Source organism: Ruegeria sp. H6, assembly GCF_056532975.1.
On record NZ_JBQFOA010000003.1, the window covers coordinates 68,147 to 87,520 of the forward strand.

Sequence of the window (19,374 nt, forward strand, 5' to 3'; positions counted from 1 at the left end):
ATGATGGGCGTATCGCTTAGCCTGCCGGAGTTGATCATCCCCTTTCTGGCGCTTTTGATTGCCGGGACGGTCAAGGGCACGATTGGCCTGGGCCTGCCAACCACCGCGTTGGGGATCATGACACTATCGACAAGCCCGCGTCAGGCAATCGCGTATATCCTGATCCCGATGATCGTCTCAAACGCCTGGCAGGTATACCGGTCCGGCGAGATCATACAGGCGTTTATACGCTATTTACCCTTCACTCTGGCCCTGATGCTCAGTGTCTGGGTGACGATCAGCCTGACGGCCGATGTATCCGAGCACATCCTGCTGGCTGTTTTGGGAACGGCCATTGTTGTTTTTGTGATCGTAAGCGTGACCAGCTGGGCCCCCGTGATTCCGGATCGTCTGGTGACAGCCGCCCAGATCGTCATGGGGACGATCGCTGGCGTTATGGGAGGGCTGACCTCGGTCTGGGCCCCTCCGATGGCGATGTATCTGACGGCCAGAGGGGTGGATAAAACGGAATTTGTTCGGGCCTCGGGCCTGTTGATATTTCTCGGCAGCCTGCCACTTGGCGGCGGCTATGTTGCCCAAGGATTGATAGACGCCAAGGTATTGCTGCTGTCATCCCTGCTGCTGATCCCGACCTTCCTTGGTTACTCGCTGGGCGAGTCCGTGCGAAACCGGATTGATCAGCAGTCTTTCCGAAAGGTCTTTCTGGCGGTCTTTTTCCTGATGGGGCTGAACATGATCAGGCGGGCAATGCTGTGATAACAGCAACTTGCCATAGGTGGCCGAACTGGTTTCACGCAATACATTGCCAAGCCATCATTGATCCGAAACACATCCTTTTCGACGGCGTCCAACAATGCAGATGAATTGTTTTGTGGGTCAGAATGTCAAGCGATGCGCGCGACCACGTTCGTGTAACATGCGATTCAATTCGTCCGCCTCCGGCGCGCCATATTCCAGCGCAAAAACAAAGGCGTGGGTCAAATAGAAACAGGCTGCTTCGTGATCCTGCCGTCGTTCTGCGTCTGCCGCCGCCTCACGATAAAGCCGGATCAGAGCGGGTATGTCCTTCTGTGCATGCGCCCTTAGCAGTTGTGCGTCCAGTTCGACCAGATCCAAGTTATTAGCCTTTCAACAAGATCGACCTGTTTCTGGTGTACCAGTCACTCGCCAAAACTGGGCGAATTCATCCAGACCTGTCATCTTTCGGCCCGCGGGCCTCATCCTTCTGCCCGCGCCTTTTCGATTTGCGTTGCAATCCAATGGTGGAAGCAATGGGTCGGGCCGTCCATTGCAGGTGAGAAACGGCCTCCGTCGAATTTTACACCATGTCTGCCTTTCTGCATGCCTTCCACTACAAAGACGTCTTCCTCGAACACGACCTTCCAAAGCGCGGCGTTTTGGGCGCGCAGTGCTTCGTGTTCGGGCGCATCCTCGGGTTTCTTGGCATAGTACAGTTCGATCCGCTCGTTCGAGCGTTCATGGGTTATCGGGTCGATAATAAACGCAAAGCCGTGGTCACGCTGAACGCCCAACAGGGTGTTGGGGTAGACCACGATGTATTCTGCACCTTCGTTCCAGTGTTCGCTCAGGTTTTTGAAATCGTCCAGCTTACCGCCATCTTCGCTTTCGAACTGGCGATAAACATAGGTGCCTTGGCCCGAATACTTGCCCAACTCATTGATGTTATAGTGGTCCTGCAGTCGCGAATAGCTGTTCAGACCAGGATGGACCCAGGGCAAATGATAGCTTTCGCAGAAGTTCTCAACCGCCAATTTCCAGTTCGAGTCCAACTCCAACCGGACGGATGCACCATCACCGCCGTGGTACATCGGTTGATCAAAATCCTTCCAACGCTCCATCAACTCTCCATGGACGTCTTCGAACGCAGGTGCGTTGCCATCCACGTTAACGAAAATCACGTCACGCCATATATAGGACCGGATACGGAACAGACCCAACTCGCTGAAATCCAGATCTTCGTGTTTGTTCTTGCCCGGGCCGCCGACATGTGGCGCGGTGCGAAGCTCGCCATTCAGGTTGTAACACCAGCTGTGATACGGGCAGCGAATGGCCCCTCGGATATTCTGGGGTTTGTCGACCAGGATCATACCACGGTGGCGGCAGGTATTCTGGAACACACCGATCTGACCATCGCGATCCCGCACCATCAAAAGCGGCATGCCCAGAAAATCAATCGGGTAGGCATCACCGGCCTCGGGAATGTCTTTGCCGAAACCTATTCCGGACCAATTGGCAAACAGAACCGCCTCGCGTTCCTCGGAGAAAATCGCGGGATCGATGTAGTGTTCATTCGGCAAACCCTTGGCGGTGTTCAGCGGGTTCAAAACAGAAGACAGCGGTGTGTGCTTGTTCATCGGTCGCTCCTGAGATCTGATATCTGTGAGTTAGTGTTCCATGGCAGCGGCAAAGGGGCGGCTTCAATATTGAAAATTCTAACCCAGAAGTGAGTTGTACTAAACCGAACCATCCTGAACCTCATCGATGAGCCATTTCTTGAGGCAATACGCCCCCTCGGAAAGCTGATCCTCGGGTCGCCCAACCAGATAAAAGTTGTTTGGTGCGGGAATGCTGAACTGCTCCAAAGTTACAAGCTTTCCCGACGCCAGCATTGGCTTGATCAGCCGTTTCCAACCCAATGCAAGACCCGCCCCCTTCCGGGCCAATTGCAAGGCCAGCGCATAGCTGTTCACCCTGGATTGCACCGGTATGTGACCCGTAAATCCAAGCTCGTGAAACCACGACGCCCAGGTGGTCCAGGTGTTGTCACCGGTTTCAAGATGAATCAGGCGTTGATGCGTCAGCTCTTCCAGCGTGGCGCCTTGCAATTCTTCTGCGACCTTGGGGCTGCACACCGGAGTAAGCGTATCGCGATAAAGCTGCGTATGCGGCAGAGGTGATTTTGGATCACGGCCATAGCGGATAAAGAAATCCAGATCGGGCCTGTCAGAAAAAGCCTTGTCCTGCGCCGTCTGGTTTACTTTCACATGCGGATAATCCTGCCAGAACCGAATGACCGAAGGAGACAGCCAAAGCGCGGCCACGGCGGTTGTTGACCCGACCGTGACGTGGTTTTCAGGATCACCACTACGAATTTGCTCCAGAACTTTCGATATCTGCGTAAAGGATGTGCCCAGCACCTCGTTCAATGCGGTCCCGTAATCGGTCAGCTCTACGCCACGGTGCTTGCGCACAAACAAAGCCGCCGACAGCTCATTTTCCAGCGCTTTGATCTGATGGCTGACCGCGCCGGATGTCACAGACAGCTCTGTTGCGGCATCCTTGAAACTCAGGTGCCGTGCGGCTGCCTCAAAAGCGGTCAGCGACGCGAGCGGTGGTAGGTTGTAGTGGCGTCGTGACATCGGGTCTGCTTGGCTGGTTGAACTGGCTTGAAATCAATTCATCCCAAAGCGAGGCAAATAGCAATTGGAAACGCCCGCTTTCACAGGCGCGTGCAATCAAAAGAACATCTCAATCCGCCATGGCCCGAGAGCTTTCCACGAAGAAACCGCACTGCTTTCGAGGTTCGAATGGTCAAAGACTATGCGCAGCCGAGTTTCTGCAAAAAGGCGGCGCCTTAGGTGAAACGCTTGGTGCTCTGCGCCCCATCCTCTGTGATGGTCATCAGGGAAAGGGTGTGATCCATATTCCTCATCCGATGGCGCAGCATCAAACGGGTCAGCCGGTTGAGCTCCGAGGAATATTCTGGCCTTTCTGCCACGTTCTCCATTTCGCCCTGCCCTTCGGCGTCAAATAGCATTGGCGGCAAATCCGCAGCGAACTCAACCAACGTAAAACGATCATCCCGCACGATGCCCAAACTGCTGTCGCTTGAGGTTGTACCCAAAACCTGTTGCCAAAGTGTCGGCTCAAGCGGTTCGGAGAAATCCAATTCCGAAAAGGAATATTCACGCCAGTCCTCGATTTTCTCTCCCCGGATCAAAGGCAACAATGATCGCCCGTCCATCGAATTCGGAACCTCTTGCCCGACCCAATCCAGGATCGTGGGCGTCACATCCACGGATTCCGTGATCTGGCCCACTGCTGAGCCTGCATTTTGCGTGTTACCCGGGATGCGGACGATCAGCGGAACATGATACGCGCTGTCATAGACGGTCATCTTGCCCCATGCGTGCCTGTCGCCCAGCATTTCACCGTGGTCAGCCGTGATAACCACCATCGTATTGTCGTATTGGCCCGTATCCTTCAGGAATTGCACAACCCGCCCGATGTGATGGTCAACTTCGGTCGCCAGCCCCAAATAAACCGCCCGCAACGTCGCGATGTTCTCATCCGTTGGCTCAAGGTCGGGAAAGCCTTTGACAAAACCCGCCACGGTGCTTTTTCGCAACGTCGGGTCAAAGAATGGATGAATTTCGCATTCCGCTTGCGGCCCGCTCAGACGCTGGGGCAGCGGAACCTGCGCGGGGTCGTACATGCGATTGTAGGGCGCGGGTGCCACCATTGGCGGGTGCGGGCGAATATATGTCAGATGCGCAAACCAGCTTTGGTTGCGATAGGCCGGCATGGTGTCCAGAAAAGAATTGGTCAGAAACGCTGTGTCGCTGTCTTCTGCCGAATAGAGCGCGGGATCGTTCAGCTTTGGCTTGCCACCATCGGGTGAAACGGGTTTGTAGACGTCCCAATAGTCCTCGAATTCATAGCCCTGCTTCATCAGATGCGATTGCCAGGGATAGGACATCTCCAGCCGCATCTCGGTCATTTCGTGAAATCCGTTCAAAGGATATTCATAGGTCTTCAATGCCGGATCATTCGCGTCAAAGACACGCGGATCCTGTGATGTGTCCGTGTACCCGAACAGCATCGGTAGATACCCGGCCTTGCGCATTTCCATTGCGATATTCGGGATGTCATGGCGCAGCGGTGTTCCATTACGGACCGAGCGGTGGTTCATCGCATACTGCCCCGTCAGAATCGAAGCGCGCGAAGGACCACATGGATTCGTCACAGAAAAATGCCGGTTGAAGGATACAGCCTCATTCATGAACGCCCTGAGATTTGGCATTTCAACATGTTCCGCCAAATCGCCAAACACGCAATCGGCCCGCAATTGATCAATAATGATGAAAAGAACATTTCTGGGAGAAGGGCGGCTCACCGGCATAATGTGATCCTTTCAAATAGGCATAAGGGTCTTTTGCCCTCTTTTTGCTGCACTTCTTGACAAAGGGCCAGAGTGCAACTGCCCTTTGGCAGAACTTTGGTTACGTTCTCCGGGTGCTCGGTCTGTTCGCGCGGATTTGGATACGTCGCGTTGCGGTCGGCTTTCGGCGGTCGCTTCAATGCCCCATAAGCGCACATCCACTTTCAACGGCCCCCAAAATCAAGTACCCCTTACGCGGAAATTGCACCGATCAGAGAGTGAGTGGCGGCCATGGATGATGCGCAGTACAAAACCGGACGATTGAACCTGCCATTTGTCGGCATTTCGACCTTTGCAAAATCACCTTACGTGGCGGATTGGGACCAGCTGGATGCGGATGTCTGCGTGCTGGGGGCTCCGTTTGACTTTGGAACCCAATGGCGCCCCGGTGCGCGTTTTGGGCCGCGGGCTGTGCGCGAGGCATCGACATTGTTCAGCTTTGGCCATGCAGGCGCTTATGATCACGAAGATGATGTCACCTATCTCGACAGCTCGGTTCGCATTGCCGACCTGGGGGATGCGGATATCGTCCATACCAAGACCGGGGCCAGCCATGACAACATCGCCTCCGGCGTTGGCAAAATACTGAAGGCCGGGGCACTGCCCCTGGTTATAGGCGGTGATCATTCGATCAATATCCCCTGCATCAACGCCTTTGCCGAGGATTGCGCGCAGAACGGACCGATCCATGTGGTGCAGATCGATGCGCATCTGGATTTTGTTGATGAACGCCACGGCGTGACCGCCGGTCATGGCAACCCGATGCGGCGCGCGATTGAAAAAGACTATGTCTCGGGCATGACGCAGTTGGGCATTCGCAACGTCTCATCCACGGCGAAGGAGGGCTATGAGGATGCACGGGCCCGCGGATCGGATATCCTGTCGGTGCGTCAGGTGCGCAAGCTGGGAACCGAAGCTGTATTGGCGCGTATCCCCGAAGGCGCGCGGTATTATGTGACGATCGACATTGACGCCTTTTGCCCTTCGATTGCCGCAGGCACCGGAACGCCCAGCCATGGCGGGTTCCTCTATTACGATGTGCTGGAGATTCTGCAGGGCCTGGCCAAGCGCGGGGATGTGGTGGGCATTGACCTAGTTGAGGTTGCACCAGCATATGACCCGACCGAAAGCACCCAGGTTCTGGCGGCTCAGCTATTGCTGAACTTCCTGGGTTTTATCTTTCACGAACGCGCCCAGCGGGCCTAGGTGGGGCTATTCGCCCCACCCGTTGTTTACGCGCCGATGATGTTGTGGCCGGGACCGTAGGGGAAACCGGTGATGTTCTCGGCCCCGGCTTCGCCGACCACAAGGATATCGTGTTCTCGATAGCCGCCTGCGCCGGGCTGACCTTCGGGGATCCACAACATCGGCTCGATCGAAACGACCATGCCGGGTTCCAGAACCGTGTCGATATCTTCGCGTAGTTCCAGACCGGCCTCGCGCCCGTAGTAGTGGCTGAGCACGCCGAAGGAATGCCCATAACCGAACGAGCGGTATTGCAGCAGGCCCTCATCTTCAAAAAAGCTGTTGATCTCGGCCGTGATGCCGGAACAGGTCGCGCCGGGTTTGATCAGGCTCAGGCCAAGCTCATGCGCGGCAACGTTGGCCTTCCAGATGCGCAGGCTGTCGGCGTCGGGCTCACCCAAAAACAGGGTACGTTCCAACGCGGTGTAATAGCCCGAGATCATCGGGAATGTATTCAGGGACAGGATATCGCCCTTTTGAAGCACGCGTTTGGTCACCGGATTATGCGCACCGTCAGTGTTGAGACCGGATTGAAACCAAACCCATGTGTCGCGGTATTCGGCATCCGGGTAGGCGCGGGCAATCTCGACCTCCATCGCGTCGCGACCGGCCATGGCGATCTCGATCTCGGTTGCACCTTCGCGGATGGCGGCATGGATGGCAGCCCCACCGACATCAGCGGTACGCGCACCGCCTTTGATCAGCTCAATCTCTTCTGTCGATTTCACCATCCGTGCGGCCATGGTGTCGGGCGCGATGTCGATCAGTTCGGGCTGGCCCAGCATGGCCAGCGCTGTGTCGCGCGCGGCTAGTGTCATGTGGTCGCTTTCAATCCCGATCCGCTTGGCCCCGCCAATCAGGCTGGCCACGGCGCGCCAGTAATTGTCGCGCTTCCAGTCGGTGTAGATCACATTGTCCTCGACCGAGCGCCGCCACGGCTGCCCCGCGTCAATATTGGCCGAAACGGTGGTGCAGGCATCCTGCGTTACGACGCAGCCATAGGGGCGGCCAAAGGAACAATACAGAAAGCCGGAATAATAGGCGATGTTCTGCATCGAGGTCAGCAGGACCACAGGGATATCCCGCGCCGCCATGATGGCACGCAGTTTGCCGAGACGACGGTCATATTCACCCTTGCTGAACGGCAGGGCGGCTTTGTCGCCATTGTGGCAGGTGAAGAATTCTGGGCGATTTGTCATATTCAGGTCTCTCATCATTGCCGGGCGGCAAACCCGGCCACTTGTCCCGGCGTTCAGGACAGGCGGTCTCGGGGTCCGAGAGCCGATCATCCCAGTGCGCCCGCGACGCCATCGCGGCTGGGATGAACGGTTAAATCGTTAGATCAGGCGTGCGCTTGCGTCAAGCGGGGGAAAGCCCCCGCAGACGCTCGGACCGGCGGCGCAGCAGTTCGACCGTGGTCAGCAGCGCAATCGACAGGACCACAAGGATCGTTGCCACCGCCAGAATGGTCGGGCTGATCTGTTCGCGCAGGCCAGTGAACATCTGCCACGGCAGCGTTTTCTGGCTGGCCGAACCGACAAACAGCACCACAACCACCTCGTCAAACGAGGTGATGAAAGCAAACAAACCACCCGAGATCACGCCCGGCAGGATTAGCGGCATCTGGATCTTGAAGAAGGTTCGCACTGGCCCCGCGCCCATGTTTGCCGCCGCCCGTGTCAACGAGCGGTCAAAGCTGACCAGCGTGGCGGTCACGGTGATGATGACGAAGGGAATGCCCAGAACCGCATGGGCCAGAATGACCTTCAGATAGCCCACGAAATTCTTGTTCATGCCCAGCGTCCCCTCAAGGAAGCGTCCGATATCGCTGTAGAAAAAGAACATGCCGGTGGCCGAGATGATCAGCGGCACGATCATGGGCGAGATCAGGATACCCATGATGGCGCGACGTCCCGGTACGTGGCTCTGGCTGAGGCCGATGGCGGCCAGCGTACCCAGCGAGACCGAGATGATCGTCGCAATCGGCGCGATGATCAGCGAGTTCTTGAAGCTGCGCTGCCATTCATTGTTGGTGAAGAAGTCACGGTAGTGTTTCAGCGAATACCCTTCGGGGTCCAGCCGCAGCATTTCGGGCGTGAAGGTAAAGAAGTCCTGCGCGTTGAACGACAGCGGCAGCACCACAAGGATGGGCGTGATCAGGAAGACAAAGATCGCACCGCAGATCACCCGGAACAGATAGTGATAGAACACTTGCTTGGCGGTCAGATAGGGCAGCAATTTGCGGCGATAGCGACCTTCATACAGCCAGTAGATGAACCAGCCGAAGAACCAGCCGCCCAACAGGCCCAGGACACCGCCCATCGGGCCGGACATCAGGAAGCCCACGATGCCAAAGCCAAGGATGGTGATCCAGCGGGCCAGCTTCTCGTTCTTCAGGACGGTGATATAGACCCAGGCCAATGCGGCGATCAGAATGGCTCCGCCAAGGATGCCGACAAAGACCGATCCATTGCCCGCGCCGACAAAGACACCGGCGAAGGCCCCTGCCAGCGCGACGCTGGGCAGGACCATGGACATGGGTTTGCGGGATATCGGAGTAAGTGCGGCCATGTCGATTATCCCAGCTTCACGTTATCAATGCCGACGATCTTGTCGTAGACCCAGTAGAGCAACAGCACGACGCCCAGAAGGATCGTCCCCAGTGCCGCCGCCAGTCCCCAGTTCAGCGAGGACGAAATGTGATAGGCGATCCGGTTTGAGATGAAGACACCCTTGGTCCCGCCGACGATTTCCGGCGTGATGTAGTAGCCAATCGCCAGAATGAACACGAGGATCGAGCCCGCGCCGATGCCCGGAATGGATTGCGGGAAATAGATGCGCCAGAAGGTCGTCCAGTTCGTCGCTCCCATGGATTTCGCCGCACGGGTGTAGGAATCGGGGATGGTCTGCATCACAGAATACATCGGCAGGATCATGAAGGGCAGCAGGATATGCGTCATCGCCGTGATCGTACCGATCTGGTTGTTGATGATCACCAGCCGTGCATCATCCGCCACCAGACCCAGCCAGACCAGCGTTTCGTTGATCACGCCCTGTTGCTGCAACATCACCTTCCACGCGGATGTGCGCACCAGAAGCGATGTCCAGAAGGGTAAAAGCACAAGTATCATCAACAGGTTCGACACCCGCATCGGCAGCGTCGCCAACAGGTAACTGACCGGATAGGCCAACAGGATACAGGATGCAGTAATCACCAGAGACATAAACAGCGTGCGCCCGAACAGCTTGATCAGGATCTGCTTGTCTTCGGGCTGCGACTGCGCGCCTTCGGGCGTGCGGCGCATATCGACCGCGTTCAGGAAATACCCGTTGGTCACGGCAGGCGAATGCGTCTTGATCACCGCCCAGGTGTTGGGATCCCCCCAACCTTCGTGAATTTCGATCACCTGATCCTTGAACGGCCCGTCGGTTTCGGGATCCAGCTTGCCCATCTTCCGGCCCGAGCGGCGGAACATCGAGGACATGCCGGTTTCTTCGTAATTCAGGCGCGAGCCCAACCGGGTATGGGTCTTGCTATCCACGGCGATAACCATGTCGCGGACAAAGGCGTCATAGACAGCCTCGTCAGGTAACTCGCCGCTGTTTTCGTCCCAGTTCTGCAACGCCTCAACCGTCAGAGGCAGAGTTTCCTGCACGATGCTGTTTTCCACCGACCGGAACAACATTGATGCAATCGGCACGATGAACGAGAAGAGGACAAACAGGAGCAAAGGAGCCACCAACATCAACGCGCGCAGCTTTTGCCGTCGCAAGGATCGTGCCAGCGATTGTTTGAGTGGCGTCCCGTCCGCGGCCAGCATGGGCCCTGCGTTTTGGCTTGCGTCAGTCATCGGTGCCCCTTGGATATTCCTTGGTCCGAGGGCGATCTAGCGCCCCCGGGTTCTGTCATGAATTCAGACGCTTACTGCGCCAGCCACGCCTGGAATTTCGCGTCGATATCGTCGCGATAGTCGGCCCAGAACTCGTAGTTATACAGGAACGTGTTCTTGGCGTTTTCCGGGTCGGTCGGCATATGCGGTGCCATGTCGATACCCAGTTCGGCATGCTGTCCCACCAGCGGAGCCGAAGAGGCACGGGCCGGACCGTACGAGATCCACTTGGCCTGATCCGCCAGACGCTGCGTGTCGGTTGCGAACATGATGTAGTCCAGCGCGCGCTGCTGACGCTCTTCGCTCAGACCCGCCGGGATGATCCAGCCGTCCAGATCGAACACCTGCGCGTCCCACAGCATGGCAACGGGCTGTTTCTGCTCTTCGATCACGCTGAACAGACGACCGTTATAGGTCGAGCCCATGATGACCTCGCCATCGGCCAGCAACTGCGGCGTGTCGGCACCGGCAGACCACCAGACAACGCTGTCCTTGATGGTGCCCAGCTTGGCAAGCGCCTGATCCTGACCTTCCGGAGTTGCCAGAACGTCATAAACGTCGTCCTTGGCCACGCCGTCACACAACAGAGCCCATTCCATGTTGTTGATCGGACGCTTTTCCAGCGACCGCTTGCCCGGATAGGTTTCGAGGTCAAAGACAGCGCAGATATCGGTCGGCGCGGTGTCGCCCACTAGATCGGTACGATAGCCGAATGTGGTCGAATAAACGATCTGAGGAATAAAGCAGTCGCTGACCAGCAGATCGCCGAAATCGTCCGAGGCTGACGTGCCGTCGGGGGCCGCGGCCAATTGCGTGTCAAAGTCGATTTCCATCGCCAGGCCTTCGTCGCACAGGCGAATCGCATCCGCCGCCACAACGTCAACCACGTCCCAGGTGATGTTGCCCGCCTCGTTCATCGCGCGCAGTTTGGCCACCGCTTCGGCCGAGCTGTCATCGTTTAGAATGGTGACGCCGGTCTTTTCCGAATAGGGCTCGTGATAGGCCTTGAGCTGCGATTTGGAATAGGCGCCGCCCCACGAGACGATGGTCATCTCTTCGGCAGAAACGCCGCCAGCCGCTGTCGCAATAGCAGCCGCTGTCAGCAGTGTTTTGGTAGTTTTCATGTGTTACTCCCAGTACTTCCCGTTTGTTGTTTGGTCAGCTGACGCACGGGTTTTCGCCAGCCGGTCCCTCTGTACAACCGCGCTTGTGCCGCGCGGTTTGGTCTATGCGTCAAGCGCACGACAATCCTTTGCCAGCCAGCCGATGTCGATCTCTTGGCCCGGTTGCAGGCGGATCGCATCGGGGGCGTTCCGTGTCTTGACGATGAACTCGTCATTGCCCGCAACCGACATGCGAAAGCGGAACACGTCGCCCATATAGATGAATTCCTTGACCGTCGCCTTCAGCGTATGCGCATCGGCATGCAGACGATCCTTGTTGAATTCCACCCGTTCGGGCCGGATCGAAACCTTGGTGCGTTCGCCCGCATTGTGCACGTTGATCGGCACCGCGTCGATTTCCGAACCGTCATCCAATTGCACCAGACAGGTGTCGCCGTCGATGGATTTCACCACACCTTCCAGGGTGTTGTTTTCACCGATAAACTGCGCCACGAAACTGTTCTCGGGCTCTTCATACAGCTGATCCGGCGGGGCCAACTGCTGAATGCGACCATCGTCAAACACCGCGACACGATCCGACATGGTCAACGCCTCGGTCTGGTCGTGGGTCACGTAGACGGTGGTAATGCCCAGCTCATGCGCAAGGCGCGTGATCTCGAACTGCATATGTTCGCGCAGCTGCTTGTCCAGCGCGCCCAGCGGTTCGTCCATCAGAACCAGTTCCGGTTCAAACACCAGCGCCCGTGCCAGGGCGATGCGCTGCTGCTGACCACCCGAAAGCTGTGCCGGGCGGCGGTTGCCAAAGGCCCCCATCTGCACCATGTCCAGGGCACGCTTGACCTTCTCTTCACGCATGGATTTGTCCATATTGCGGACTTCCAACGGGAATGAGAGGTTTTCGGCCACAGTCATGTGCGGGAACAGGGCGTAGTTCTGGAACACCATGCCGATGCCGCGCTTGTGCGGCGGGATATTGTTGATGGGTTTGCCATCTAAGAGGATCTCGCCATGGGTGGCGGTTTCGAAGCCGGCAAGCATCATCAGGCAGGTTGTTTTACCAGAGCCGGACGGCCCAAGCATCGTCAGGAATTCGCCCTTTGGCATTGCCAGGTTGAGGTCTTTGACGACAAGATTCTCGCCATCATAAGACTTTTGAACGCGCTGAAATTCAACAAACGCGGCGTCGTTATTTATGTCGGTCACAAGACCCCCTGTTGCGTCAATTGATTATCCGGTTGGTCCGGAGTTCATTGATCATCTCGAACATTGTTGCCGAGGCTAACAAAAGGTTTCAAGCCCGTAAAGCTGGTGAGCCGCCAATTACGTCTCATTTATTTAATTCTGCGACATGTTCAGGTGCCGCATATGCCACGCGAGGCTTTGGTTGCTCGACAGGACGGGTTTGCCGATCTGCGCTTCGATCCGTGGGATCGCGTCCAGCGTGCGCAAATTCGTGCAACTCAAAAAAACCGCGTCAATTGAAGCGCTTGACCCCAATCGGATCGCGGCCTCGACAACAGAGTCCGTCGAAATCCGCACAACCTTCGACTCTTCGGATTCGCCAAACGTGCCGAAAACATCCGTGCTGATTCCACTTTCCTGAAATTTTGCCCGCAACGCGTTGCTGACCTCTTCAATATACGGTGAAATCAAAGCGAATTTCGAGACGCCGAGATTCGCGGCACATGCAACCGCAGCTCGCAGAGGATTGGTAACCTCGGCTGTATTGCAGGTCCGTTTGACCATCTCGGCAACACGATCTGACCCGATGACCGAACTGGCTGAGGTGCATCCATACCCCACCACCCGATACGGCCTGGCTTTGGGCAAAAGGTCCGCCGAGGCGGCGAGGGCCGTCTCCATCCGCGCAAGGCTGTCGGTCGTCACTTCGGCCCCGCTGGGAATGCGGCTGACATAGATTGGGCTTTTGTCATCTGCGAAAAGCGAGCGGAACTCGGGTTCAATGGTTTCATCCGTTTGCAATACGATCAGGCCCATCGGCACGGCGGCGGGATCGTCCTGGTCAAGACTATAAGGCAAGGTTGTCATAGTTCAGCGATCTCCTGCCCGATACGGGGGCTTAGAAATTCAGGTGCACCGTCGGTGATCAGGATATTCTCTTCGTGGACAAGGATCTTGTCGTTGACGGCGATCCCCGGCTCTAGTGTCAGCACCATACCCGGCTGCAACGTTGTGTGATCGTTCGGAATAAGCGAGGGCCACTCAGTCAGCGACATGCCCAATCCGTGACCCAAACGCCCGGCATCCGTGCCAGCCCCACCGTCTGTCAGGATGTCATTCATGGTGTGAAACAACTGCGATGCCGTGGCGCCGGGACGCGCCTGCTCAAAGGCTGCATCCGAGGCCTCGACCAACCGGGCATGCGCATCGCGCACAGGCGCGCTGGCAGGACCTATCGACCAGTTCCGATCAAAGTCACAAAAATACCCGTCGCGAACCAACCCGGTATCCAGCATCAAGACATCCCCCGGCCGCAAGGGCGATTGCGTCGCCGGTGAGATCACATCCGTATATCCCCCTGGTTCAGCCCCACCGGCCAGATAAGGCACCCAATCGGCCCCTTCATCCAGGCAAAGCATCTGAAACTGCCGGAACACATTGTCCAGAGGAACACCCGCAGCGGCGATTTCAGGCACACGCGCAAAGGCCCGCGCAGCGACGTCGCAAGCCGCGCGTATCTTGGCAACTTCTGCCGGGGATTTCACCATCCGCAGCGACCGCAAAATTCCGTTGTCGCTGGCAACCATTCGGGCTCCGATCATGGATCGCAAGCGTTTCAAATCTGCCAGCGGCATCCTCACATGGGTCTCGTGCCCATCCGGGCAGCCAATAGCGGCCCCGTCCGGGGTCAGATCGACCAAGGTATCGGCCAACAGGGAAACCCCATCGTCGGCAAGGTCAGGGCTGCTCCAGCTCCGGATGTCATCCACCCAGGTCTGCGCCATCAAAGCCGCACCAATGGACGGGATCACAGCGACAGGTTTGCCGCTGGAAGGCAAAATAACATACCAGGGACGGGTCGGGCTTTCCCAGAACCGGGTCAAAAAGCCCGTGAAATAACGAACGTCGGTTTCGGTCGTCAACAACAGCGCTGACAACCCGTGGGCGCTCATCAAGCTTTGCGCGCGTTCGGTACGAGCCTGAAACTCGGCCTCGAGGAACCCTCTCGTTTCGCTTTCGATAGTGTCTTGCATGTACCGCCCGTGAGTTTGACCGCGACCGACCCAGTCATGTGTTTGCTGGGCGGTCTGCCGTATTGCTTTGAAGAGTTTCAGCGCCTCTTGAGATTGCGCTGAACTCGGACGTTAAGCGGCAATTGCCCGGCGACCAACAAAAAAATCAGGCCGCGCAGTGTCGGTTTCTCGCGCGTATCGGGAAATGCCGTGACTGGCATTCATGCGACATATCCGCATGAGGCAGCTAAAAATCGGCATTCTCCCGCATATTTTTGAAATTTTACTCAAACAATGCGGCGTCTGCGCTTGGGGAATCTGATAGCTGTTGCTGACTGCCGCAGAATACGAGGACCGCAGATGGCCAACCCTTCTTATGCCTACCAAGCAATCGCCAAAGCGACACACGAGCACGGTGTCGACATAATGTTTGGTTTGATGGGTGATGCCAATCTGTTCATGGTCGACAGCTATGTGCGGGATTGCGGCGGACGTTTCGTGGGCGCGGCGCACGAGGCCAGCTCGATTCTGATGGCGCTTTCCTACTCCTATATCTCAGGCAAAGTCGGTGTCGCGACCGTGACGCACGGACCGGCTCTGACCAATTGCACAACCGCTCTGATCGAAGCGGTGCGAGGCAATGTCCCGATGGTTGTGCTTGCTGGCGACACGCCTGTCAGCTACCCAAGACACCTGCAGGGCATCGACCAGCGCGAAGTGGTGAAAGTCACCGGTGCAGGTTTCGTTCAAATGCGCAGTCCCGAAACCATTGGCGAAGACGTTGCGCGAGCATTTTACCGCGCCCAGGTGGAACACCGCCCTATTGTTCTGAATATGCCTGCCGATTTCATGTGGCAGGAGGTCACGCACGAAACCCGCGTGTTGAATGTCTATCACGCGCCAAGGGGTGTTGCCGAAAGTGACGTTTTGGACAATGCGATCGGGATGATCGCTTCGGCCCGTCGGCCCCTTATACTAGCGGGTGCGGGCGCGGTTACAGCCAAGGACCAGATCGTCAAACTGGCCGACCGGCTTGAGGCCCCGCTTGCCACAACCCTCAAGGCAAAGGGCCTGTTCAACGATCATCCCTACAACATCGATATCTTCGGCACCCTGTCGACCCCTGCCGCATACGAGCTGATTGCCCAGTCCGATTGCATCATCTGTTTCGGGGCTCAGCTGCACGATTTCACAACGGATCGCGGCAAGCTGATGAAGAACAAACGGGTTGTACAAATTGACATACAACCTTCGGCCATTGGTGGTGGACTGCACCCAGATGCCGCACTGATCGCGGATGCGGGGCTTGCGGCTGAAACCATTCTCTATTGGCTGGACGAAGCAGAAATCCCGGCCAGTGGCTTTACGCGCGAGTTGGATGTGCCGTCGTTGACCGCGCACCCGGAACCTGCCGACAAAACCGCTGAGGGCCGGATCAACTATATCCACGCCCTGAACCGGCTTGAGGCTGAACTGCCCAAAGACCGGATCATGGTCACCGATGGCGGACGCTTTATGACAGAGGTCTGGTGCCGCTTGTCCGTGCCTGACCCAAAAAGCTTTGTGCCAACCGCAAACTTTGGCTCAATCGGGCTGGGCGTGCAGGAGGCGATAGGCGCCGCCCTGGCCGAACCGGATCGCCCCATCGTTCTGTTCTGTGGCGATGGCGGTTTTATGATGGGCGGGATCAATGAATTTAACACCGCTGTGCGACTGGGGCTCAACCTGATCGTGGTCATTGCAAATGACTCGGCCTATGGCGCTGAACATATCCAATTCATCGACAGGCGGATGGACCCTGGCCTGTCCGAATTCGACTGGCCGTCTTTTGCCGGGGTTGCAAAGTCGCTGGGCGCCGAAGGTGCTGAGGTTCGAACCAAAGAAGACCTCGAAGCCGCACTGGACGCGGTCAAGGATCGCAAGGGGCCGTTCCTGATCGAACTGCACCTGGATCCGCACGACGTGCCCCGGATGCGGATCTGAGGAAACACCGACCAACGGTGTCGGGATAAAACTCTTTGATCAGTGCCACTTGGCAACTGGGCTCTATAGGCCAGATGACTCGTAACGGCGCGACCTGGCGATAACATCTGTGAATTTCGGCGATCTCCGGTTAAAGGTCTCAGAAGCCGAAAGCCCGAGTGTATCGAATTGACCCAAGCGTTGCGAAAGCCGGAAATCATTAACATTGCCCGCCGAGAGGGCAAGGTCAGCGTCGAGTCTCTGGTCGAGGTTTTTGGCGTCACGCCCCAAACCATTCGCCGCGACCTGACCGAACTGGCCGAAGCAGGACAGCTGGAACGCATCCATGGCGGGGCGATGTTGCCGTCAAACACGGAAAACATCGCTTATGCCGAACGCAGGCGGCTCAACCACATCTCCAAGGTGGATATCGCGCGGGAATGCGCAAAGCACATACCAAATGACAGCTCAGTCTTTCTGAATATCGGCACCACAACCGAGGCCGTCGCCGCAGAGTTGACCAATCACAGAGGGCTACTGGTTGTTACAAACAACCTCAATATTGCGGTTAACCTGTCCGGTCACCCGGATATTGACGTCATCGTAGCCGGCGGCAATCTGCGTGGCAGCGACGGGGGGATGATCGGAGAGATTACGCGCGACGTCATCTCTCAGTTCAGGTTCGATTTCGCTGTGGTCGGATGCTCGGCCTTGCACGAGGGCGGAGATATCCTGGACTTTGACACGCAAGAGGTGGGTGTCAGCAAGGCGATCCTCAGCCGCAGCGAAAAGGTGTTCCTTGTTGCTGACGCGTCGAAATTCGAACGCAAGGCCCCGGCGCGGATCGCGTCGATGTCTGATCTGGATGCGATTTTCACCGACCGCGCGCCGCCGCCCAGATGTGTGGAATTCTGCCGCGAGGTCCAAACAAAGATCGTCATCGCTGACGGGCGTGGCTAAATACAGGTAAGGTCACGGGTTTTCAGGAACCGGGATCGTATTTTGACGGAGGGAAACATGTCGGATCGGTTTGAAACCGGTATGCAAACACGCCGCACGGTGCTGGGCGATGACCATGTGGATCGGGCCGAAGCCGCCAAGACCGAGCTCGACCTGCCCTTTCAATCCCTAATAACCGAGGCGGCTTGGGGCACTGTTTGGGCCAGCGACGGCATCAGCCTGCGTGAAAGATCGATGCTGACCCTGGCTCTGCTGGCTGCCACCGGCAATTTTGAAGAAATTCCCATGCATATCCGTGCCACCGCCCGCACCGGCGCAAGCAAGCAGGACGTGATCGAAGCGTTTCAGCATGTGGCGATCTATGCCGGCGTTCCGCGCGCCAATCATGCGCTGAAGCTGGCCAAGCAGACATATGTGGAAATGGATGCAGAATGAATGCGATTGCCCCGCAGGAAGGAGCCTTAGATGACCAAATTCGGTGACTTTTACCAAAGGGATCGCCAATGGCATCCTCCAGCTCTGGATCGCGACTATAAAACCTCGGTGGCCCGGTCGCCGCAGTATTCTTTGATCAGCCTTGAAAACTCGGCATCCGAAATCACCGGGCCGGTCTTTGGCCATCAGGACATCGACGAACACGACAATGACCTGCTGGTGAATTATGCACAGCCCGGCAGCAGCCCGATAGGCGAGCGGATCATTGTCCACGGCAGAGTTCTGGACGAAAACGCGCGCCCTGTGCCCAATACGCTTGTCGAGATTTGGCAAGCCAATGCCGGGGGGCGTTATCGCCATCGCAAAGACACTTATCTTGCGCCGATAGATCCGCACTTTGGCGGTTGCGGGCGGACGCTGACCGACGAGAACGGTTACTATTTTTTCCGGACAGTCAAACCCGGAGCTTATCCCTGGCGCAACTGGATCAACAGCTGGCGCCCGGCGCATATTCACGTGTCGGTTTTTGGCAGCAGCTTTGCGCAACGCCTGATCACGCAGCTTTATTTTGAAGGTGACCCGCTGATCGCGAAATGCCCGATCGTGAACACCATCTCTGATCCGGATGCCATCGACATGCTGGTTGCCCGGCTGGACATGAACGCAAGCGTCCCGCTGGATTGTCTAGCCTATAATTTCGACATCGTTCTTCGCGGTCGCCGCTCGACCCTGTTTGAAAACCGGCCGGAGGGGAACTGATGCACAACGCGCCAAAACATCTGAAAGAAACCCCCTCTCAAACCGCCGGTCCTTTTGTTCATATCGGTCTGGCCCCCGGCGCCGCAGGGTTTGACATCTATCGCGAAGAATTGGGCCATGACATCGCGGGGCCAAATGCTCAGGGTGAGCGTATTCGTATCGAAGGGCTGGTGATCGATGGTATCGGCAGCCCGGTCAAGGACGTTCTGCTAGAGGCGTGGCAAGCCAATGCGAAAGGTGTCTACGCCCATCCCGAACATCCCGGAACGGTCGAGGACGGGTTTCGCGGTTGGGGTCGCGTGATCACCGATTTCGAAACCGGCGAATGGGGGTTTGACACGGTCAAACCGGGCGCTCTTCCCGGCCGTGATGGCACGCTGATGGCACCGCATATCAACCTGTGGCTCGTCGCCCGCGGCATCAATGTTGGCTTGAACACAAGGCTCTACTTCGATGACGAGGCAGAGGCCAATGCCAACGATCCCATCATCAACCTTGTCGAATGGGAAAAGCGTCGCGATACCCTGATCGCCCGCCGGACGGAACGGGATGGTCAGGTGGTGTATCGCTTTGACATTCGTCTTCAAGGCGAAAACGAAACCGTGTTTTTTGATATCTGAGTC

At 57.1% G+C, this 19,374-nt stretch carries 18 protein-coding genes; 7 read left to right on the top strand and 11 right to left on the bottom strand.

Translation table 11 applies throughout. The annotated features are described in order from the left end of the window. The first annotated feature begins 3 nt into the window (after positions 1-3). Positions 4-756, top strand: coding sequence for a sulfite exporter TauE/SafE family protein (locus tag ACR0AG_RS08250; RefSeq protein ID WP_480837815.1), 753 nt, complete (start codon positions 4-6; stop codon positions 754-756). A gap of 120 nt (positions 757-876) precedes the next feature. On the opposite strand, the gene ACR0AG_RS08255 is transcribed toward ACR0AG_RS08250, so the two are convergent. The 4 genes from ACR0AG_RS08255 to ACR0AG_RS08270 all read right to left on the bottom strand — a co-directional run bounded on the left by ACR0AG_RS08255 (position 877) and on the right by ACR0AG_RS08270 (position 5,143). Further along, a complete protein-coding gene (locus ACR0AG_RS08255; RefSeq protein WP_480837816.1) occupies positions 877-1,116 on the bottom strand; it encodes a hypothetical protein in 240 nt (79 codons plus the stop codon). A 101-nt stretch (positions 1,117-1,217) separates the two neighbouring features. Further along, entirely contained in the window at positions 1,218-2,375 is a 1,158-nt protein-coding gene (locus ACR0AG_RS08260; protein WP_480837817.1) for an aromatic ring-hydroxylating oxygenase subunit alpha, read from the bottom strand. 99 nt (positions 2,376-2,474) lie between these two features. Then, positions 2,475-3,380, bottom strand: coding sequence for a LysR substrate-binding domain-containing protein (locus tag ACR0AG_RS08265; RefSeq protein WP_480837818.1), 906 nt, complete (start codon positions 3,378-3,380; stop codon positions 2,475-2,477). A 215-nt stretch (positions 3,381-3,595) separates the two neighbouring features. Then, positions 3,596-5,143: an alkaline phosphatase family protein gene (locus ACR0AG_RS08270; protein WP_480837819.1), complete on the bottom strand. Its 1,548-nt coding sequence runs from the start codon at positions 5,141-5,143 to the stop codon at positions 3,596-3,598. A 270-nt stretch (positions 5,144-5,413) separates the two neighbouring features. Here ACR0AG_RS08270 and speB point away from each other — a divergent pair, with 270 nt between their 5' ends. Then, on the top strand, positions 5,414-6,388 hold the full coding sequence (speB, locus tag ACR0AG_RS08275) for an agmatinase (RefSeq protein ID WP_480837820.1): 975 nt from the start codon (positions 5,414-5,416) through the stop codon (positions 6,386-6,388). Positions 6,389-6,414: 26 nt separating this feature from the next. Here speB and ACR0AG_RS08280 read toward each other — a convergent pair whose 3' ends face one another. The 7 genes from ACR0AG_RS08280 to ACR0AG_RS08310 form a co-directional block, all read right to left on the bottom strand. Then, positions 6,415-7,626 carry an aminopeptidase P family protein gene (locus ACR0AG_RS08280; RefSeq protein WP_480837821.1) on the bottom strand — a complete coding sequence of 404 codons (1,212 nt, stop codon included), beginning with the start codon at positions 7,624-7,626 and terminating at the stop codon, positions 6,415-6,417. Between the two features lie 160 nt (positions 7,627-7,786). Beyond that, complete coding sequence (locus ACR0AG_RS08285; protein ID WP_480837822.1) at positions 7,787-8,998, bottom strand: ABC transporter permease; 1,212 nt, start codon at positions 8,996-8,998, stop codon at positions 7,787-7,789. 5 nt (positions 8,999-9,003) lie between these two features. Then, positions 9,004-10,278 carry an ABC transporter permease gene (locus ACR0AG_RS08290; RefSeq protein ID WP_480837823.1) on the bottom strand — a complete coding sequence of 425 codons (1,275 nt, stop codon included), beginning with the start codon at positions 10,276-10,278 and terminating at the stop codon, positions 9,004-9,006. Between the two features lie 71 nt (positions 10,279-10,349). Further along, a complete protein-coding gene (locus tag ACR0AG_RS08295; protein WP_480837824.1) occupies positions 10,350-11,441 on the bottom strand; it encodes an extracellular solute-binding protein in 1,092 nt (363 codons plus the stop codon). Positions 11,442-11,543: 102 nt separating this feature from the next. Beyond that, the gene (locus tag ACR0AG_RS08300; protein ID WP_480837825.1) at positions 11,544-12,644 is read right to left on the bottom strand and encodes an ABC transporter ATP-binding protein; all 1,101 of its coding nucleotides are present in this window, start codon (positions 12,642-12,644) and stop codon (positions 11,544-11,546) included. 132 nt (positions 12,645-12,776) lie between these two features. After that, positions 12,777-13,490: a maleate cis-trans isomerase family protein gene (locus tag ACR0AG_RS08305; RefSeq protein ID WP_480837826.1), complete on the bottom strand. Its 714-nt coding sequence runs from the start codon at positions 13,488-13,490 to the stop codon at positions 12,777-12,779. Next, positions 13,487-14,656 (bottom strand): M24 family metallopeptidase, encoded by a 1,170-nt coding sequence (locus tag ACR0AG_RS08310; protein ID WP_480837827.1) that lies wholly within the window; start codon positions 14,654-14,656, stop codon positions 13,487-13,489. Before ACR0AG_RS08310 ends, ACR0AG_RS08305 begins: the two co-directional genes overlap by 4 nt. Before the next feature lie 339 nt (positions 14,657-14,995). On the opposite strand from ACR0AG_RS08310, the gene ACR0AG_RS08315 reads away from it, so the two are divergent. From ACR0AG_RS08315 to pcaG, 5 genes are all read left to right on the top strand, one after another. Further along, positions 14,996-16,618 (top strand): thiamine pyrophosphate-binding protein, encoded by a 1,623-nt coding sequence (locus ACR0AG_RS08315; RefSeq protein ID WP_480837828.1) that lies wholly within the window; start codon positions 14,996-14,998, stop codon positions 16,616-16,618. 168 nt (positions 16,619-16,786) lie between these two features. Next, a complete protein-coding gene (locus ACR0AG_RS08320) occupies positions 16,787-17,557 on the top strand; it encodes a DeoR/GlpR family DNA-binding transcription regulator (protein WP_480837829.1) in 771 nt (256 codons plus the stop codon). A 57-nt stretch (positions 17,558-17,614) separates the two neighbouring features. Continuing rightward, complete coding sequence (gene pcaC, locus ACR0AG_RS08325) at positions 17,615-17,992, top strand: 4-carboxymuconolactone decarboxylase (RefSeq protein ID WP_480837830.1); 378 nt, start codon at positions 17,615-17,617, stop codon at positions 17,990-17,992. Between the two features lie 30 nt (positions 17,993-18,022). Beyond that, positions 18,023-18,751 (top strand): protocatechuate 3,4-dioxygenase subunit beta, encoded by a 729-nt coding sequence (gene pcaH / locus ACR0AG_RS08330; protein WP_480837831.1) that lies wholly within the window; start codon positions 18,023-18,025, stop codon positions 18,749-18,751. Further along, positions 18,751-19,371 carry a protocatechuate 3,4-dioxygenase subunit alpha gene (gene pcaG / locus ACR0AG_RS08335; protein ID WP_480837832.1) on the top strand — a complete coding sequence of 207 codons (621 nt, stop codon included), beginning with the start codon at positions 18,751-18,753 and terminating at the stop codon, positions 19,369-19,371. The genes pcaH and pcaG overlap by 1 nt, the downstream gene beginning before the upstream one ends. Positions 19,372-19,374: the final 3 nt, after the last annotated feature.

Coding starts and splice junctions, on each gene's coding strand:
- ACR0AG_RS08250 (WP_480837815.1), top strand. CDS start 4: ATGGGCGTATCGCTTAGCCTGCCGGAGTTGATCATCCCCTTTCTGGCG.
- ACR0AG_RS08260 (WP_480837817.1), bottom strand. CDS start 2,375: ATGAACAAGCACACACCGCTGTCTTCTGTTTTGAACCCGCTGAACACC.
- ACR0AG_RS08265 (WP_480837818.1), bottom strand. CDS start 3,380: ATGTCACGACGCCACTACAACCTACCACCGCTCGCGTCGCTGACCGCT.
- ACR0AG_RS08270 (WP_480837819.1), bottom strand. CDS start 5,143: ATGCCGGTGAGCCGCCCTTCTCCCAGAAATGTTCTTTTCATCATTATT.
- speB (WP_480837820.1), top strand. CDS start 5,414: ATGGATGATGCGCAGTACAAAACCGGACGATTGAACCTGCCATTTGTC.
- ACR0AG_RS08280 (WP_480837821.1), bottom strand. CDS start 7,626: ATGACAAATCGCCCAGAATTCTTCACCTGCCACAATGGCGACAAAGCC.
- ACR0AG_RS08285 (WP_480837822.1), bottom strand. CDS start 8,998: ATGGCCGCACTTACTCCGATATCCCGCAAACCCATGTCCATGGTCCTG.
- ACR0AG_RS08290 (WP_480837823.1), bottom strand. CDS start 10,278: ATGACTGACGCAAGCCAAAACGCAGGGCCCATGCTGGCCGCGGACGGG.
- ACR0AG_RS08295 (WP_480837824.1), bottom strand. CDS start 11,441: ATGAAAACTACCAAAACACTGCTGACAGCGGCTGCTATTGCGACAGCG.
- ACR0AG_RS08305 (WP_480837826.1), bottom strand. CDS start 13,490: ATGACAACCTTGCCTTATAGTCTTGACCAGGACGATCCCGCCGCCGTG.
- ACR0AG_RS08310 (WP_480837827.1), bottom strand. CDS start 14,656: ATGCAAGACACTATCGAAAGCGAAACGAGAGGGTTCCTCGAGGCCGAG.
- ACR0AG_RS08315 (WP_480837828.1), top strand. CDS start 14,996: ATGGCCAACCCTTCTTATGCCTACCAAGCAATCGCCAAAGCGACACAC.
- pcaC (WP_480837830.1), top strand. CDS start 17,615: ATGTCGGATCGGTTTGAAACCGGTATGCAAACACGCCGCACGGTGCTG.
- pcaH (WP_480837831.1), top strand. CDS start 18,023: ATGACCAAATTCGGTGACTTTTACCAAAGGGATCGCCAATGGCATCCT.
- pcaG (WP_480837832.1), top strand. CDS start 18,751: ATGCACAACGCGCCAAAACATCTGAAAGAAACCCCCTCTCAAACCGCC.